The following is a 17,587-nucleotide window of genomic DNA, read 5'->3' on the forward strand; positions in this document are numbered from 1 at the left end:
GGATGAGGCACTTGGGCTCCACTCTTCTAGACTCAACCGGTAGTCGCAGAAAGAACCAAACACGTCGCTTTGGTGCAGATGAATCAAAGGCAGCGTGGCAAGCTGCCTGTTATGCCCTGAACAGGTGCGGCGAAGATCGCACCGGGCCCAACAAGATGCCCGCTCAGGGTGCCTGGCCAACGGCCTGAAAATGCCACGATACCGTGACGTGGTGTGAGTGCCGCAGCCGACACTTTCGGACAACCGACAACCGCCTGGTTTGCCCGTGACCGTGAGGAATGCTGTATGCCTGATGAGATGTTGCACCTGCCTATGGTCAACAGCCTGCTGGAGCGCCACAAGGGCTCCCCCGGCGCACTGTTGCCGATCCTTCATGAGATTCAGGAGGGCATCGGTTACATCCCCGATGCCGCCGTCCCCGAGATTGCCCATGCCCTCAACCTGAGTCAGGCCGAGGTTCGCGGGGTGATCAGCTTCTACCATGACTTCCGCACCGCGCCCCCGGCGCGGCATATCCTGCGTCTGTGCCGGGCCGAGTCCTGCCAGAGCCGCGGCGCCGAGCAGCTCGCAGCGCAATTGCGTGAACGCCTGCAACTGGACGACCACGGCAGCAGTGCCGACGGCAACATCAGTCTGCGCCCGGTGTATTGCCTCGGCGCCTGCGCCTGTTCGCCCGCCCTGGAGCTGGATGGTCAGGTGCATGCGCGGCTCAGCGCCGAGCGCCTGGATGCCCTGCTCGACACTTGCCTGGAGGACGCATGATGCCGAGTCTCTATCTGCCCTGTGACTCTCTTGCCCGTGCCGTGGGTGCCGATGAGGTGGCCGTGGCCCTTGCCACTCAGGCCCGGGAACGCAATCTGCCGCTGGACCTGCAACGCACCAGCTCTCGCGGCCTGTACTGGCTGGAACCGCTGCTGGAAGTGGACAGCCCGCAAGGCCGTATCGGCTTCGGCCCGCTGACCGCTGCCGATGTGCCGTCGCTGCTCGATGCGTTGCAAGGCGAGCCGTCCGCTCATCCATTGGCCTTGGGCCTGGTGGAGCAGCTACCTTATCTGAAGACGCAACAACGCCTGCTGTTCGCCCGCGCCGGCATTACCCGGCCGCTGTCCCTGGAGGATTACCGGGCCCACGGCGGCTTTGAGGGCTTGACCCGGGCCATCGCCCTGGGCGGCGAGCAGACCGCGACCGCCGTGTTCGATTCGGGCCTGCGTGGCCGTGGCGGCGCGGCCTTCCCGGCCGGGATCAAATGGCGCACGGTGCGCGGCACTCAGGCTGCGCAGAAATACATTGTGTGCAACGCCGACGAAGGCGACTCCGGCACTTTCGCCGACCGCATGTTGATGGAAGGCGACCCCTTCCTGCTGATCGAAGGCATGGCCATTGCCGGAATCACCGTCGGGGCCAGCTACGGCTACATCTATGTGCGCTCGGAATATCCACAGGCCGTGGCCACCCTGCGCGAGGCGCTGGAGATCGCCCGGTCCGCCGGTTACCTCGGCGCCAATGTCGGCGGCAGCGGCCAGGCCTTCGACATGGAAGTGCGAGTCGGTGCCGGTGCTTATATCTGCGGTGAGGAAACCGCGCTGCTGGACTCTCTCGAAGGCAAACGCGGGATCGTCCGCGCCAAGCCACCCATCCCGGCCTTGCAGGGCCTGTTCGGCCTGCCGACCCTGGTGCACAACGTGCTGACGCTGGCCTCGGTGCCGCTGATTCTGGCCAAGGGCGCGCAGTTCTATCGCGATTACGGCATGGGCCGCTCGCTGGGCACCATGCCCTTCCAACTGGCGGGCAATGTTCGTCACGGCGGCCTGGTGGAACGGGCCTTTGGCCTGACCCTGCGGGAACTGGTGGAAGACTACGGCGGCGGTACCGCCAGTGGCCGACCGCTGAAAGCCGCGCAGGTTGGCGGCCCCCTCGGCGCTTGGGTGCCACCGGGGCAATTCGACACGCCGCTGGATTACGAAGCGTTCGCCGCCATCGGCGCCATGCTCGGTCACGGTGGTGTAGTGGTGGCTGACGACAGCCTGGACATGGCCCGCATGGCGCGTTTCGCCATGCAGTTCTGCGCCGAGGAATCCTGTGGCAAATGCACCCCCTGCCGCATCGGCTCGACCCGGGGCGTGGAGGTAATCGACCGCCTGCTGGCCGCACCTGACCAGAGCGGTCGTGATGAACAGGTGATCATCCTCAAGGACCTGTGCGACACCCTGCAATACGGTTCGCTGTGCGCGTTGGGCGGCATGGTCTCCTATCCGGTAGCCAGCGCCCTCAAGCACTTCCCCGCCGACTTCGGTCTGCAGCCTTCGGAGGCTGAGCAATGATCACTCTCTTCGACCCGAACACCGATATCGATCTGGGCACCCCTGCTCGCAACAGCGAGGTCCAAGTCACCCTGAACATCGACGGCCGCAGTATCAGCGTGCCCGAAGGGACCTCGGTGATGCGCGCCGCCGCGCTGCTGGGCACCACCATTCCCAAACTGTGTGCCACCGACAGCCTGGAAGCCTTCGGCTCCTGTCGCATGTGCCTGGTGGAGATCGACGGCATGCGCGGCTACCCGGCGTCCTGCACCACGCCGGTCAGCGAAGGCATGAGCGTGCACACCCAGACGCCGAAGCTCGCCACCCTGCGCCGCAACGTCATGGAGCTGTACATCTCCGATCACCCGCTGGACTGCCTGACCTGCTCGGCCAACGGCAACTGCGAGCTGCAAACCGTGGCCGGCCAGGTCGGCCTGCGGGAGGTGCGTTACGGCTATGAAGGCGACAACCATCTGGCCGACCAGAAGGACACCTCCAACCCCTACTTCGACTATGACCCGAGCAAGTGCATCGTCTGCAACCGCTGCGTGCGCGCCTGCGAAGAAACCCAGGGCACCTTTGCCCTGACCATTACCGGGCGCGGTTTCGAATCCCGGGTCGCGGCCGCCGGTGGCGAGGACTTCCTCGATTCGGAATGCGTGTCCTGCGGCGCCTGTGTGCAAGCCTGCCCTACCGCGACCCTGATGGAAAAAAGCGTGGTCGAACTGGGTCAGCCCGAACGCAGCGTGATCACCACCTGTGCCTATTGCGGCGTGGGCTGCTCGTTCCGCGCCGAGATGAAAGGCGACCAGCTGGTGCGCATGGTTCCAGACAAGAACGGCCAGGCCAACCACGGCCACTCCTGCGTCAAAGGGCGCTTTGCCTGGGGCTACGCCACCCACCCGGATCGCATCACCAAGCCGATGATCCGCAAGCACATCAACGACCCTTGGCAGGAAGTCAGCTGGGATGAAGCGGTGACCTACGCCGCCAGCGAATTCCGCCGGCTGCAGCAAAAATACGGCCGCGACTCCATTGGTGGCATCACCTCCAGCCGCTGCACCAACGAAGAAACCTACCTGGTGCAAAAGCTGGTGCGCGCCGCCTTCGGCAACAACAACGTCGACACCTGTGCGCGGGTCTGCCACTCGCCGACCGGCTATGGCCTGAAACAAACCCTGGGCGAGTCCGCCGGCACCCAGAGTTTCGACTCGGTGATGCAGGCCGACGTGATCCTGGTAATGGGCGCCAACCCCAGCGACGCCCACCCGGTGTTTGCCTCCCAGCTCAAACGCCGCCTGCGTGAAGGCGCGCGGCTGATCGTCATCGACCCACGACGCATTGATCTGGTGGACACGGTGCATGCCCGTGCCGAACTGCACCTGGCCCTGCGCCCGGGCACCAACGTCGCCATGCTCAACGCCCTGGCCCACGTCATCGTCACCGAAGGCCTGCTTAACCAGGCCTTTATCGACGCCCGTTGCGAGGACAGCGATTTCGCCCACTGGCGCGAGTTCGTCAGCCGCGCGGAAAACTCGCCAGAAGTCCTTGGCACCATCTGCGGCGTAGCCGCTGCCGACATCCGTGCCGCCGCCCGTCTGTATGCCACCGGCGGCAATGCGGCGATCTACTACGGCCTGGGCGTCACCGAGCACAGCCAGGGCAGCACCGCGGTCATGGGCATCGCCAACCTGGCCATGGCCACCGGCAACATCGGCCGCGAAGGCGTGGGCGTGAACCCGCTGCGTGGGCAGAACAACGTTCAGGGCTCCTGCGACATGGGCTCCTTCCCCCACGAGCTGCCCGGCTACCGACACATCTCCAACGAGGTGGTACGGGCGCAATTCGAACAGGCCTGGAACGTCACCCTGCAACCCGACCCGGGCCTGCGCATCCCCAACATGTTCGAGGCAGCCCTGGGCGGCAGCTTCAAGGGCCTGTATTGCCAGGGCGAAGACATCGCCCAGAGCGACCCCAATACCCAGCACGTCACCGCAGCGCTGTCGGCCATGGAATGCATTGTGGTGCAGGACATTTTCCTCAACGAAACCGCCAAGTTCGCCCATGTGTTCCTGCCAGGCTGCTCGTTCCTGGAAAAAGACGGCACCTTCACCAACGCCGAGCGGCGCATCTCCCGGGTGCGCAAGGTCATGGAGCCACTGGGCGGCAAGGCCGACTGGGAAGGCACAGTGGCCCTGGCCAACGCCCTGGGTTACCCCATGAACTACCAGCACCCGTCAGAAATCATGGATGAAATCGCCAGCCTGACGCCAACCTTCAGCAACGTCAGCTACGCCTCACTGGAGCGCCACGGCAGCCTGCAATGGCCGTGCAACGCCGCGGCACCGGACGGCACACCGACCATGCACATCGAGGAATTCGTGCGCGGCAAGGGGCGCTTCATGCTCACCGGCTACGTGCCCACCGAGGAAAAGGTCAACAGTCGCTATCCCCTTCTGCTGACCACCGGGCGCATCCTCAGCCAGTACAACGTCGGCGCCCAGACCCGGCGTACCGAGAACGTCGCCTGGCACGACGAAGACCGCCTGGAAATCCACCCGACCGACGCCGAGAGCCGTGGCATCAATGAAGGTGACTGGGTCGGTATCGGCAGCCGCGCCGGACAGACCGTACTGCGTGCGCGGGTCAGCGAACGGGTAGCCCCAGGCGTGGTGTACACCACCTTCCACTTCCCGGAATCGGGGGCCAACGTCATCACCACCGACAACTCCGACTGGGCCACCAACTGTCCGGAGTACAAGGTCACCGCCGTGGAAGTCAGCCGCGTCTACCACCCTTCCGAGTGGCAAAAACGCTACCAGGCATTCAGCGACGATCAACAACGCCTGCTCGACGAACGCCGCCAGGCACGCACCGCCGGAACAAAAGCCGAGGTACGCCGATGAGCACCGCCAACCTGATCAAAATGGCCAACCAGATCGCCCAGTACTTCGCCGGCGAACCGGACCAGCAACAGGCCGTGCTCGGCGTGCGTAATCACCTGCAGATGTACTGGACGCCCGGCATGCGCAAGGAGTTGCTGGCCTGGCAGACGGAGCATCAGGGGGCAGACTTGCACCCACTGGCGCAGGCGGCGGTCAGTGGGGCGGGCTGGGAGGCTTAGGTTCACACGAACCCCTGGCCTGTGAAGACAGGCCAAGGGGCGTTCCAGAGGCTTTTAAAGTCGACTATTCGAGGGCGCGGAGAACCCACACACACCCAAGCACAAAGCGTCAGCACGCCCCACGCAAAAATAGTCAGATTTCAGGGGTTTACAGAACCAAACCAATCGCTATAATCGTCGCCCAACACGCCGGTATAGCTCAGTTGGTAGAGCAACTGACTTGTAATCAGTAGGTCCCGGGTTCGACTCCTGGTGCCGGCACCATACGCAGTATCGAAAAAGGCTCACCGAAAGGTGGGCCTTTTTTGTTTCCAGGTCGGGGAAATCCTGGCCTAGCCTCTTGAGTGCTTCTCTTCGCTGCCATTGATGATGGCCGATAGGCTTCCAAGCCCTGGAAGTGGACGTTTTTGGTCTGCCGCTGGCGTTGAATCCTTTGGTTGCAAAACCGGTACTTTGGCCGGTTTCAGATGCCATGGGGCTCGCCTATAGTCCTTGGGTCGCCGCCAAATCGGCGACGGGCTTTAGCCGGCCGAATATAAACGACAAGCACAAGCGCTCATCCAATATGATGTGGCGCTTTTTGCTGCACAGCATCTCTACGCTTATGGCAGCTGTGCGCGGGACACCTTCGGGTGTGCCGGGGTCGTCAGTTTCCCCGGTCGGCTAACCCGCGTACATCTGCCACCCAACTTGTTTAGCCGCAAGCGGTGGTAGTCCCAAAACTGAACATGGACTATCCCGATGCCTGAATTCAAACCGCTACAAAGCAACCTCTGCGAGGCCCCGGTTTTCTACTTCAACGCCGACGCCCCGCTGGCCGATCTACACGCCTGCGCCGTCCAACGCTGCAAGGCCGCCCGCGACCTGATGCATAGCATCACCTGCCTGAGCATCAGCCAAACCGACGACAAAGACCTGAGCCACTTCGCCACGGCGACATGGCTGCTGCTTCAGGATGGGTGTGATGTGTTGGATGCAATTGCCTGGAAGATGGGCCGAGTAGAGGCGCTGTAAGGTAAGAGCTGAACCGCTTGCTTCCACGGGACTCTCCAGACCTGTGGGAGTAAGGCCTGTCGCTTGAAAAACTGCCAGGATTCGAACCCGAGACCTACTGATTAAAAGTCAGTTGCTCCATCGGCTGGAGTGACATCCGGTTCTCGGTAGTATCCAAACGACTCGCAGCATTTTTCATAGAGCTGACGGCGGTGAAAATAAATCCGTCCCCTTTTCCCCGGTCCCTTTTCCCCGGTCCCTTTTCCCCGGTCCCCTTTTCCCCGACGCCGTTGGTTCTTGCCGATCGGCAGCATCGAGTGCCGTCAGGTAACGGTTGATGCTCGATTCAATTTCTTCCATGCGCCGCTTCAGTTTGGCGCTGGTGAAATTGCGGTCGCGGTTATTGACGGCCTTGAATTTACTGCCGTCGATGGCGACCAGATGTTCTCCGAACAGTCCCAACTGCTGACACAGCACAACGAACTGCCGACAGACGCCTCGGATGGCCTTGCTGTTGTCTTTTCGGAAGTTGGCGATGGTCTTGAAATCCGGCATCAAACGCCCGGTCAGCCACATCAACTCGACATTGCGTTGGGCTTCTCGCTCCAAACGTCGGCTCGACTGGATGCGGTTGAGATAGCCGTAGATGTAGATCTTCAGCAGGATCGCTGGGTGGTAAGCAGGCCGGCCAGTATCGGCTGGAATGGCACCTTCAAAACCCAGAGTGACCAGGTCGAGTTCGTCGACGAAGACGTCGACTACGCGCACCGGATTGGTATCGCTGACGTAGTCGTCGAGGCTCTCGGGAAGTAAGGTACTTTGGCCTCGATGTTCACCTTGGATAAAGCGCTTCATGGGCGATCCCTACGATGAAATCCTCAGAAATCATAGCAAGTGTTCGCGAAGGCGTTTTTACACACTCTGGGCCAAAAGCAGACGTTCATCCACGTTGAATGAAATACTGTTCTAATCTTTCCTTTGGCTTCCAAGTATGAAGTTACATAATGACTGGCGGAGTCTCAGCTCGCCATTTTGTACTTTCTGTTGCTCAGATATGAATAGAGTCGTCACATCAATAAGATACAAGTAATTACCACTATAATGGAAGACTATCTTTGATGTGTCGGTCGTTTATCAACGTGGTTAAAAACAGTCAGGAACGAATTTTCTTGCCCATTGATTAGGTTTGTGAAATCAAAATAATTGACATTTATATTGGATAGCAGCCATTGCGATTTTAAGTAGTCTCTAAAAGCATGTGTCTTTGTATACCTATCGTTTATAGAAAACGAAGGCGCAAGCCTGCAAACGATCTCCCTTGCTTTCTCGTCAAATATGGGAGTGTCCGTTGACATCGCATCTAAAAATGCAAATGAGCCTGCCCAATGACGCACGTGATAGATTCCAACCGATGTAGCTCGATAGTGAAGTTGATCAGTACGCTCATGCTCTGGGACCTGTATTTCTCGATAATGAGCATATGGAGTTTCAATGAGCCTTTTTGCAGCCAAAAATTTCAAAGCTCTGCTGATTTGATCTTCAATGTAGCCGTGCACCATTAATTCTGTAATTATATTTCTACCACTCACAAAACCGTCATTATCCACCACTCCTGTGTTAGAGCTTAGATACGCCACCACTAGACATGATAAAAAATGTTCGCGTGGATCAGCCGCGCTAACTACATCATATATATTGCAGGCCACTAGTGATGACTGAGAGTTGAAGTATGCATATTCGCCTAGTAGACTATGCTTCGTAAATTCGTGCAGCGGTATCCTATACCCACCTCTTTCATCTTCAATTTTTACTATCTTCTTTGAGTCAACATTAGGACTGCCAAAAAAACCAGTTATCAATTCGATGACTGAGCGGGTATTTCCTCCCGTTACATTACTCAAGAACTGTTTAATTGAATCGCTCGTCCTTATTGATCTTAAAGTGACATTAAGGAAAAGTACTACGTTTTTCAAGTTTAACCTAATATCCTGCAATGCGGCGGGAGCAACCTTGCCCTCAGCCACTCGAACAGCAAATATTAGCCGCTTTTGAATCACCTCGTCCGCTGGTGGTGGCGATATAGTGAGCACTTTATTTTGATATGCCGAGAGCGCCCCTGTAGTTTTGGAAAGATAAAATGTGCTAGGTCTTAGTGCTACGAATACAGATAAATTCCTGGATGCCGCAAACTCCTGCGCAATGAGAAATGTCTCTTGTTGCACTTCAAATGAACGCTGGTCGGCATTATCTAGCACCATTATAATTTGTTTGCTTCTGCCTCGGCAAAGATGACCTAACGCTGCCTGTAGATGCATATCTTTTTGATCAATTTTAGCTGATAGGAATTTAGCTCTCTCAAGACTGTACTGCTGCGGGTTAGAATCCTTGAGATTACCGTTGACAGTTGTATCAAAATCTACCAAATCCTTATGATAAATGGCATTTGCAAAAGCGGCAGTATTTATATCGATGCTGTATTTTGCTTTTAGTATTCTCGGCACCTCGCTTAATATATAGGTTTTAATATCATGGCTTAATGTTGCCTTTACCCCAAGGTTGATATTTAGAAAATAGGTATTAGCCTGATCTGTGCTTGATAGACTTTCGAATAAATTTTCAAAAAAAGAAGATTTTCCGACACCTACGTCTCCAATTACAACAATGGGGCGCGAACCCATCTTCCCAAGGAGAGACGGATCGCTAATTTGTAAGTTTCCGTTCCGATCAATCCCGGTGATTTCGTCCAGAGCCGAGGGCGCGACTCCTTGCTCTCCTGCGCGCCGGTAACGAGCGGTAATTATATTTTTGCTTAGGAGAAGATGCCTGTTGTTTGCCTCAATGCCAATATAGCATTCTTTGTAAAAATCCGATTTAAGGTCCGGATTATCTTCTATTTCCTCAAGAAGCAGAGACGATAATGACCTGAGATTTTCTTGAAAGTCATTCCTGTAGCGATATTTAAAAGGTTCCGCAATGACCGTAGAGCCTTTGGGAGGTATTCTGGGGTTACGATAAAGTGCCAAGTCCCGATTAGCATGATTCTCTTCTATCCCCTCTGGAGACAGCAATTTCCATAAAAGAGGAAAATGGTCAATATACGACTGGAATCCATTAAAAAAATAGCATTCACCTTCAAGTGGAGGAAAACCCGGAGTTATAGCTTGAAAGATCGCAGTCTGCGGACCGTTACAGATGATCGCTATTTGTGCGCCATTTATTGCGCAGTAAGGGATAACTTGAGTGATTGAGTCTTTAAAGTTCCTGGAGGCGACAATCAAGGGTTGAAGCTTGCGCAGTATAATGGTTGAGCTGGAAGGGGGGATGTCAAATAGAATAGCCTCTTTTTTTGCTTCGAGAATTGCTTTAACTGGAAGGCCTAGCGCATAGTCTGCCCTTCCATTCAGCTCATCTGTCAGCTCAACACGTATATCAGGTTTTGCCCAACCCAAACACTCCGTCAACAGTCTGTCAACAAACTGGAATCGATTCTGCGCCTCGTTCCAATGCTCACTTCCAATTGGGTAGCTTTCTAGAATTTTGCGAAGACGCACCAGCCCTTCAGTCATCTCGAACGGTGCTCGCATATCCTTTCTTCCTAATGAATTGATAGTCTAAATTACTGTAGATCAAAACACGCAAAAGAAAAGCTAATGGATAACAAGTTTATGAAGATGTTGTAGTGCGGAAGAATTTCAAGGTAGAGCCGAACTTTGTGTGCTCCAGGCCTCAGCGGACGTCCCTTTTGACCGGTTGCGGTCCCTAGTCAGTATCAGCTTTTCGCGGATTCCTGCCTATTCTCTACGGAAGGGATGATCGACAACGTTTGAATTCAGGAGGTGTACCATTCGTATGCGGCTCTGAATTACTTACCGACCGACAATGTGCTGACATCTAAAAAATCCCGAATTCGATTCCACCGAACGCCATAACTAGCTGATTTATTTATAGTTACTAGTTGGGGTACGTCGAATTTTCCAACGAACTCCAGACGCCCGAAAAACCTCGTCTCGCCGAAACATACCGTTCGTCTGGTGCCACCATACAAAACGAAGGCCCGCAGAAATGCGGGCCTTTGTTGTTTCTGGCATTCAGAAATCCAACTGCCCCCCCGTAAGAGGCGCTGAAGGCTGCGATCTTTTGATCTTCAGATTTCGACCCCAACGCGGATGCGGTTGCCTACCTGGAAAAGATCGCAGGCTGCGCCCGCTGCTACGCCGACCGGGTGCACTCATTGCAGCCAGAATCAGTCCCCTCTTCTCTTAGTCCCCTTTTCTCTAGAGGGAACGCCCCGATAAGGCTATGTGGTGATTTAATTTAGATTAATCACTACGACCCCTTTGGTCGGACTTTCCGCAGATACCGGAGGCGGTATGAAAATGTTATTTCTCATTCGCCATGCCAAGTCGAGTTGGGATGACGCTGCGCAGCCCGACAAAGACCGCCCATTGAACGATCGCGGAAGACGCGACGCGCCCAAGATCGGTGAGCGCTTGGCCAAGCGCGATCTGAGGCCCGATCTGATCCTGTCGAGCCCGGCCGTGCGTGCGCTTGAGACGGCGGAGATCATCGCCAGGAAACTCGATTACCGGCGCAAGGACATCATCGTGGACGATCGGCTGTATGCCGCCGAGGCGAATGACTTGCTCGAGGTCATCCGCACCCTGGGCGACCGGCTGAAGTCAGTGATGATCTTTGGTCATAACCCCGCGTTGGTCGAACTCGCGCAGCGGCTCTCCAGCGAGATCACCGACATGCCAACGTGCGCCGTCGCCGAGTTCAGATTCAAAGCCAAGTCATGGTCAGAAATCGGCGAGATCGAGCCCGCACAAGTGGTGCTCGACTATCCAAAAAAATCCTAGGGGAATTCTTATATGGACGGAAGATCGGGGGGCGTAGTGATTTAATTTGGATAATCACTCCAGCCCCGTTAGTTCCCTCATATACGCATTGTTAGAGGACATTAACAGCCTGCAAATGGGTGCGCGAGCCGCTGGAGGGGCTGTTCCCACGCCCCCCTATTAACAAAAAGCCCGACACTTGGCCGGGCTCAGAGAGAACGCAATGGGCAGCACGTTGCATCGCTCAATTAGCGAAATTCTCGATAACGTGTCGCCGTTTTTAACTTTTTGCGAGACGTTATCGAGAACATGTCGCTGGCGACGACACGTTGGCAATACGTGTTCCCGAAATTGAATTTTTGCGACATATCACCGCGTGCCGCTTGGACAATAATTATCGCCCTGCCATAAAAATCACTAGAACCGCCACCTACGCCACCACCTCGCCACCACCTCGCCACGATTGCACCGCTTGCCCCCGCACGCTACCTTTCAGCCGTCGCTGCCAATTCAGCGACCGGGCCTGAGAACCTGGGTAATATGTAGGCGCACCAACGCCCCACATCACGATTGCAGGCGTTTTTTTATGCCCGTATTTCCGTGCAATGGCGGCTGTGCGTGGGAGACCTTCGGGTCTGCCGGGTCCTGCATACCGGTTTCTCAGCCTGCGCATAGCTGCCACCCATTCGCCTGAGAACGAACGTGGCAGCTCTCACTCTATGTAGGAGTTTTGCTAATGCCCGCCATCAATTCGTCCAACGTTCGCGCTTCTGCTCCGCCAGTCATCACCTCCCACCCCTCGGAGGTGCGCAATGACTAACCCCCAAGACCTCAAAACCGCTGGCCTCACACCCTTCTCCATCCATTCGGATCAGGCCCTGTTCTGCGTCAACGGCGGCGTACCGATTCGAGAAGCCCTGTCCCACGTGTCCGACTTGCTCCATGTCGCGAAGATGCTGGCGGAGGATGCGGCGATGGAGCGGGGTTCGGACCGCTATGCCTGGGCGTCGCATTATTTGCAGGAGATGAGCAAGGCGGTGATCGATGACGTGGTGAAGGTGCTCAGCCTTCCGCTCGCACCCGCGCAAAAGAAATGCAGTTAGTCGTTCCCACGCAGTGGAATTGGCGCTGAACGGCATGCAGCTTCGTTGTTGACAGCGGATGCAAAGGCTCGCAGAAATGCGAGGCCTTTGTTGTCTCTATTGGCTGGAAAATTTGTGCTCGCCAGATCCTGCGTCCCATAAAAAACCTCGAACAAGTCGCAATGCTGTTCAGTTAAGGAATTTCTGGCTCCGCACATTCCCCGTAGCAGCTGCCAAAGGCTGCGTTCGGCTGCGTAGCGGTCGTAAAATCAGGCACTGTGGTGTTACAGGTTGACCGTGGTTGCATGATTTGCGACTGCTGCGCAGCCGAACGCAGGCTTCGCCAGCTGCTACTGATCGCGTCGTCGCCTTAACTGAACGGCATTACGAACAAGTCGAGGTTTTTTTCAGACTGAAATCGATACCATCTATTTGTAAGTGCGTCATAACCCCACCTACCGATAGATGGGGTTTATAGCGAGCTTACAATAATGCTTCCCTGTTCCAATCTCACAGCGCGTGTAAGTCACGCAATGCTTCAGGATGTTGGCTTGCCACGCGCAGCAGCGTCTGCGCAGCTCCAGTAGGTTGTCGACGCCCTTGCTCCCAGTCCTGCAACGTACGCAAACTGACTCCAAGCAGCTTGGCGAACGCATTTTGAGATACGCCTACTTTGGCCCGCGCTTCGGCAGCAGCTGACAGCTGCACTTCCGTTACGCGAGCGCCTTTACCGGCTTTTGACGCACAGAGTCCAGCAAGTCCTTTTGGAACTGTTCCAGTTCATTGTCCATTGTTGATTTCCTCCTTCAGCTGCTTGAGGAAGGCTGCGGGTAAATTGTCGAACTTCGCCTTGGTATAGGCGATTAGCAACCAGATAGAGCCTTCAGAAAGCGTGTTGTAGTAAATGACACGTGTACCACCTCGCCATGATTGAGGAAATCCCCACCATCGGCGTCTGAATCATCAAGCGGCAGCGTTTTCGATCAGTCGAAATCCGTCGATTCCGAGAGGTGTTCCCAGGCGTCGATTTCCGCCTGAAGACCCGCGATTTTTTCGCGCACCAGCCTCACCGCATCTTTGCCGAGCAACAGATGAACGGGTGGCTTTTCAGCGGCGACCAGGGTCAACAACGCCTGCGCCGCCTTGTGCGGATCGCCGGCCTGCTTGCCGCTCTTCTCTTCACGCGCCTTGCGGACCGGATCGAAAACCGGGTCGTAGTCACTCAAGGTGCGAGCCGAACGGATCATTGAGCGACCCGCCCATTCGGTACGAAACGAGCCAGGTGCCATGGCGGTCACCTTGATACCCAAAACTTCCACTTCTTTGGCCAGCGCTTCGCTGACGCCTTCGAGGGCGAATTTACTGCCGCAGTAGTAAGCGATGCCTGGCAAGGTGATGAAGCCGGCCATGGAGGTGATATTGACGATATGCCCGCTGCGCCGCTCACGCATGCCGGGCAGTACTGCCTTGATCATTGCCACCGCGCCAAACACATTGACGTCGAACTGGCGCTGTATGTCAGTCAGCGGCGACTCCTCAAGAATGCCCTCATGACCATAGCCGGCGTTGTTCACCAACACGTCGATCCGCCCCACATCACGCAGGATTTCGGCCACCAGCGGCTCGATCGCCGGATAATCGGTGACGTCGAGCACGAACGCTTTGGCGCGATGGGCGTGCAGCGCTTCGAACGCGCTACGCTCGGCCTCGCGCCGCACCGTGCCAACCACTGTATGCCCCGCCGCCAGCGCCGCTTGCGAAAAGGCAAGGCCCAAGCCCGAACTGACGCCGGTGATCAGGAAAACCTTGTGTACTAGAGTGTTCATGGTGCGCGCTCCACTATCGCGGCGCCGTCGATGTTCATCGACGACGCTGCGCACAGGTCTTAGTGACCGGCGCTCTGACCGCCATCGACGTGCAGGATTTCGCCAGTAACGAATCCGGCAGAGTCCAGATACACCACGGCCTGGGCGATATCGCTGATCTCACCCATGTGCCCGACCGGGTGCAAATTCCCCAGCGCTTCATGGGTTTCTTCGCCATGCATCGGAGTTTTGATGATGCCGGGGCTGACCGCGTTCACACGGATGCCACGCTTGGCGTATTCGATGGCCAGGGATTTGGTCGCCGCGTTGAGGCCCCCTTTGGTCAACGACGCCAGTACCGAAGGCACGCCGTCGATGGCGTGATCCGTCAGACTGGTGGTGATGTTGACGACGTGGCCGCTGCCTTGTTTTTCCATCTCGGTGATGGCGAGTTGGGTGATGTAGAAGAAACCATTCAGGTTCACCGACAGCACAGCGGCGTAGTCTTCGTGGGTGTAGCTGGTGAACGGCTTGGCGACGAAGATCCCGGCGTTGTTGACCAGGGTGTCGATACGGCCAAAACGTGCGACCGCTTCACGAATCACGCGCTCGGCGATCGCCGGGTCGCCGATGTCGCCCGCCACGGTGAGGATGTCCGGGTCGGTGGACGGTTTGATCGAACGCGAAGTGGCAACCACCCGGTAATCGAGATCACGGAAGGCCTTGACCATACCTGCGCCGAGACCTTGGGATGCGCCAGTAATAACAATGACTTTTTTCGAATTGCTCATGATGAACCTCTACTAAATATTGGGGTTTGAAAAGTGATCAATCAGGCTTCGGCGGGTGCCTTCGCCATTTGTCTCAACATTTGTTCGTAGTACTCGACCGACTGCGAACCGGACACCAGGTGACGACCGTTGAGGATCATGGCCGGGACCGAATTGATGCCGCGTTCGCGGTAGAACTCTTCAAGTTCACGTACCTCCCTGGCAAACTCTCCGGACACCAGCACCTCACGCGCACGGGCCGAATCCAACCCCGCTTCAGCGGCCAGGCGCACCAGCGTCTCCTGATCGCTTGGGTTTTGGCCGTCGGTGAAATAAGCGCGCAGCAAGCCTTTCTTGAGTGCGACCTGCCGCCCTTCCTGCAACGCCCACAACAGCAGACGGTGAGCATCAAAGGTGTTGTAGAAGTGGCTGCGTTTCTCCAGATCGAACTTGAAACCGATGGCTTGACCACGGGCGATCTGCATCGCTTTGCCGGCGGCGATTTCCTCGGTGCTGCGCCCGTATTTGCGCATCAAGTGCTTGACCGCGTTCTCGCCGACCGCCGGCATGTCCGGGTTCAATTCGAAGGGCTTGAAGGTCAGTGCGACCGAGACTTCACCGGCCAGGATGTCGATGGCTTGCTCCAGAGCCGTCACGCCCAAGGCGCACCACGGGCACACCACATCGGAGACGAAATCGATGGTGATGGACTGGGTCATGACTGACCTTCCGCGAGTTGTTTGCGGTACTTGGTAGTGGTCATCCCGGCATAGCCCCAGTTATCGGTGTCGACTTCCTCGATCACGATGTGGGTCAGGTCCGGGCGTTTGTGGAGGACGCGCTCCAGGGTTTCAGTGATTTCAGCGATCACCTGAGCTTTCTGCTCCGAAGTGACGCCATCGCGGGTAATGCGCACGCTGACGAAAGGCATGACAACTCTCCTGTGACCTCCCTTCGATATGACGGGTAGGTAGTGGAGGTCAATGTAGGACGTTGGTCTGGAGGGATAAAGATAGGTAAAAGCACATCACTTGTGACGTGATGTAATGAGTTCGACCGGTTCACCCGATCAGGTTTAGCGAGGAAAACACCCTGCCGTTAATAAAGCAGGGTGGGTAGGCTTTGGATCTTGACGCAGGACCGGCTAACGGGTGTCCCCCATTTTCTCATTTCGCGCCGAACAGCATCGTCCAATAGACGCCCTCGTCGCTACGCGAGTTCGCGGCATAGGCCGCGCCAACCTGGGTAAACATCGGGTTCATCAGGTTGGCGCAATGCCCGGGGCTGGCCAGCCAGCCTTCCATAGCCTTGCCCGGCGAACTCTGCCCGGCGGCGATGTTCTCTCCGATCTGCCGGCCACCGTAGCCGGCGGCCTTCGCTCGGTCCCACGGCATATCACCGTTTGGGTCCTGGTGCGCGAAGTAATTGTCGTTGGCCATCGCCCGGCTGTGCCCCTGCGCCGCTGTCCCCAGGGCGGCATTCCAGGTCAGCGGCGGTGCAGCGGCGAAGCGCTGACGACCACACAGGCGCGGTTTCGCCCGTGCCGCGTTGACTTGTGCCAGCAACGTCTTGCCCGCCGCTCGCGGATCGTCCAGATGCCCATCGAGCAAGGGCCGCGCCAGCACCACCTGCCATTCACTCTCGTCGCGATACACGCCAATATCGGCGAACTGGGTATCGAGCAAGGCCCCACAGTAGCTGCTCTGGAGCATGTCAAAGGCCTCCTCGGCATCTTCAGCGCCGACCAGATGGATAGTCCGCACAGACACCGCCTGATAGCCGGAATCCTTCAACGTCTCCCGCGAAACGCCTCCATAGCCGATCGGCAAGGCCAGGCTCGATTTCAGAGCCAGCGGCGTCAAGGCTTGGACCGTGCGCCCCGCGCAGCGCTGCGGCTGGGCGCGGTAGTCGTTGATGTCCTCCACCAGTTGCCTTTCCCCGCCGGCATGGGCGGGACTGGCGAACAGGGGGAGCAAAGGAATAAGGCAGAGCGAGAAAACGCGGGAGGAGCGAACGGTCTGGCGCATGAGGCGGGCAGCTCTGATGGGATGACGGCGGTAATGGCGATAGTGGGCTGAGGAATGACCGCAGAGCGCTTCGCTGTATTGGCTCGCAAATGGATTCCAAGGCTGGGCTAAGACTGTGGGCCTCAACACAAGTTTCACGAGCAAAGGGGGGAAATTTATTGTTGGCGCGGATGAGTAACTACATCAGTTTCGGATGGGGTCATTTCGTATATATTTTGAAGCAGAAGAGAGGCTTCAACTCATGTCGCTAGTGGGGCATTAACGTGTCGCTGCTTTTAATTTTTTGCGACACGTCTTGAGAACATGTCGCTGTCGACGACACGATTGCAGGTGTTTTTTATGCCCGCGCACAGCTGCCACCCATTCGCCTGAGGTGTTTCCACACAGTAGCGTCAGCGCCAAACAGCGCACAGCCACCGAAGCAAACGTTGGCTGAATGGGTGTTCAGCAGAAACAAGGACGTCGCTGGGTTTACGCCCGCCGGACTTCTCGGTTTAAACCTCGTTGATCTCGAACACAAACGAGATTTTTCGGCTGCTGGCATTCCAGACGTAGCGAATATGCTTGCCTGGCAGCGGGATCGACACCGCGGGTGGGCGCAAGGCGGCGATGCATTCATGGCCGTTTAGCCTTCAGCCCGCGATAGCC

The 17,587-nt window shown here is 56.9% G+C and carries 13 protein-coding genes, 1 tRNA gene and 4 pseudogenes; 8 read left to right on the forward strand and 10 right to left on the reverse strand.

Annotation, left to right across the window (positions count from 1 at the left end; translation table 11 throughout):
• Positions 1 to 285: 285 nt before the first annotated feature.
• From AC07W5_RS05700 to AC07W5_RS05725, 6 genes are all read left to right on the forward strand, one after another.
• Positions 286 to 762, forward strand: a complete 477-nt coding sequence (locus AC07W5_RS05700) for a formate dehydrogenase subunit gamma (protein ID WP_495022925.1) — start codon at positions 286 to 288, stop codon at positions 760 to 762.
• Entirely contained in the window at positions 759 to 2,321 is a 1,563-nt protein-coding gene (locus AC07W5_RS05705) for a formate dehydrogenase beta subunit (RefSeq protein ID WP_495022926.1), read from the forward strand. The genes AC07W5_RS05700 and AC07W5_RS05705 overlap by 4 nt, the downstream gene beginning before the upstream one ends.
• A complete protein-coding gene (gene fdhF, locus AC07W5_RS05710; RefSeq protein WP_495022927.1) occupies positions 2,318 to 5,206 on the forward strand; it encodes a formate dehydrogenase subunit alpha in 2,889 nt (962 codons plus the stop codon). Before AC07W5_RS05705 ends, fdhF begins: the two co-directional genes overlap by 4 nt.
• Positions 5,203 to 5,424 (forward strand): formate dehydrogenase subunit delta, encoded by a 222-nt coding sequence (locus tag AC07W5_RS05715; RefSeq protein ID WP_494994383.1) that lies wholly within the window; start codon positions 5,203 to 5,205, stop codon positions 5,422 to 5,424. Before fdhF ends, AC07W5_RS05715 begins: the two co-directional genes overlap by 4 nt.
• A gap of 188 nt (positions 5,425 to 5,612) precedes the next feature.
• Positions 5,613 to 5,688: transfer RNA gene (locus AC07W5_RS05720), tRNA-Thr, on the forward strand.
• A 477-nt stretch (positions 5,689 to 6,165) separates the two neighbouring features.
• Positions 6,166 to 6,438 (forward strand): hypothetical protein, encoded by a 273-nt coding sequence (locus AC07W5_RS05725; RefSeq protein WP_495022928.1) that lies wholly within the window; start codon positions 6,166 to 6,168, stop codon positions 6,436 to 6,438.
• A gap of 261 nt (positions 6,439 to 6,699) precedes the next feature.
• Here the strand turns inward: AC07W5_RS05725 and AC07W5_RS05730 are convergent.
• Together AC07W5_RS05730 and AC07W5_RS05735 are read right to left on the reverse strand one after the other, a co-directional pair.
• Positions 6,700 to 7,272, reverse strand: a pseudogene (locus AC07W5_RS05730) (transposase); the annotation flags it as partial.
• 254 nt (positions 7,273 to 7,526) lie between these two features.
• A complete protein-coding gene (locus tag AC07W5_RS05735) occupies positions 7,527 to 10,001 on the reverse strand; it encodes a hypothetical protein (protein ID WP_495022929.1) in 2,475 nt (824 codons plus the stop codon).
• A 786-nt stretch (positions 10,002 to 10,787) separates the two neighbouring features.
• Here AC07W5_RS05735 and AC07W5_RS05740 point away from each other — a divergent pair.
• Both AC07W5_RS05740 and AC07W5_RS05745 read left to right on the forward strand, forming a co-directional pair.
• Positions 10,788 to 11,276, forward strand: coding sequence for a SixA phosphatase family protein (locus AC07W5_RS05740; RefSeq protein ID WP_495022930.1), 489 nt, complete (start codon positions 10,788 to 10,790; stop codon positions 11,274 to 11,276).
• Positions 11,277 to 12,067: 791 nt separating this feature from the next.
• Positions 12,068 to 12,358: a DUF3077 domain-containing protein gene (locus AC07W5_RS05745; RefSeq protein WP_495022931.1), complete on the forward strand. Its 291-nt coding sequence runs from the start codon at positions 12,068 to 12,070 to the stop codon at positions 12,356 to 12,358.
• A 489-nt stretch (positions 12,359 to 12,847) separates the two neighbouring features.
• Here AC07W5_RS05745 and AC07W5_RS05750 read toward each other — a convergent pair.
• The 8 genes and pseudogenes from AC07W5_RS05750 to AC07W5_RS05785 all read right to left on the reverse strand — a co-directional run.
• Positions 12,848 to 13,128 (reverse strand): annotated as a pseudogene (locus tag AC07W5_RS05750) (helix-turn-helix domain-containing protein).
• Positions 13,118 to 13,264 (reverse strand): annotated as a pseudogene (locus tag AC07W5_RS05755) (transcriptional regulator); the annotation flags it as partial. The pseudogenes AC07W5_RS05755 and AC07W5_RS05750, both read right to left, overlap by 11 nt.
• A gap of 56 nt (positions 13,265 to 13,320) precedes the next feature.
• Positions 13,321 to 14,163 carry an oxidoreductase gene (locus AC07W5_RS05760; protein WP_495022932.1) on the reverse strand — a complete coding sequence of 281 codons (843 nt, stop codon included), beginning with the start codon at positions 14,161 to 14,163 and terminating at the stop codon, positions 13,321 to 13,323.
• A gap of 59 nt (positions 14,164 to 14,222) precedes the next feature.
• Positions 14,223 to 14,933 carry an SDR family NAD(P)-dependent oxidoreductase gene (locus AC07W5_RS05765; protein WP_494994391.1) on the reverse strand — a complete coding sequence of 237 codons (711 nt, stop codon included), beginning with the start codon at positions 14,931 to 14,933 and terminating at the stop codon, positions 14,223 to 14,225.
• 41 nt (positions 14,934 to 14,974) lie between these two features.
• Positions 14,975 to 15,631, reverse strand: a complete 657-nt coding sequence (locus tag AC07W5_RS05770; RefSeq protein WP_495022933.1) for a DsbA family oxidoreductase — start codon at positions 15,629 to 15,631, stop codon at positions 14,975 to 14,977.
• Complete coding sequence (locus tag AC07W5_RS05775) at positions 15,628 to 15,843, reverse strand: tautomerase family protein (RefSeq protein WP_494994393.1); 216 nt, start codon at positions 15,841 to 15,843, stop codon at positions 15,628 to 15,630. Before AC07W5_RS05775 ends, AC07W5_RS05770 begins: the two co-directional genes overlap by 4 nt.
• 235 nt (positions 15,844 to 16,078) lie before the next feature.
• Entirely contained in the window at positions 16,079 to 16,939 is an 861-nt protein-coding gene (locus AC07W5_RS05780) for a CAP domain-containing protein (protein WP_495011003.1), read from the reverse strand.
• Between the two features lie 494 nt (positions 16,940 to 17,433).
• Positions 17,434 to 17,571: pseudogene (locus tag AC07W5_RS05785) on the reverse strand (RES domain-containing protein); the annotation flags it as partial.
• Positions 17,572 to 17,587 lie beyond the last annotated feature (16 nt).

The sequence above is a fragment of the Pseudomonas sp. GW821-FHT01E05 genome, assembly GCF_059422425.1.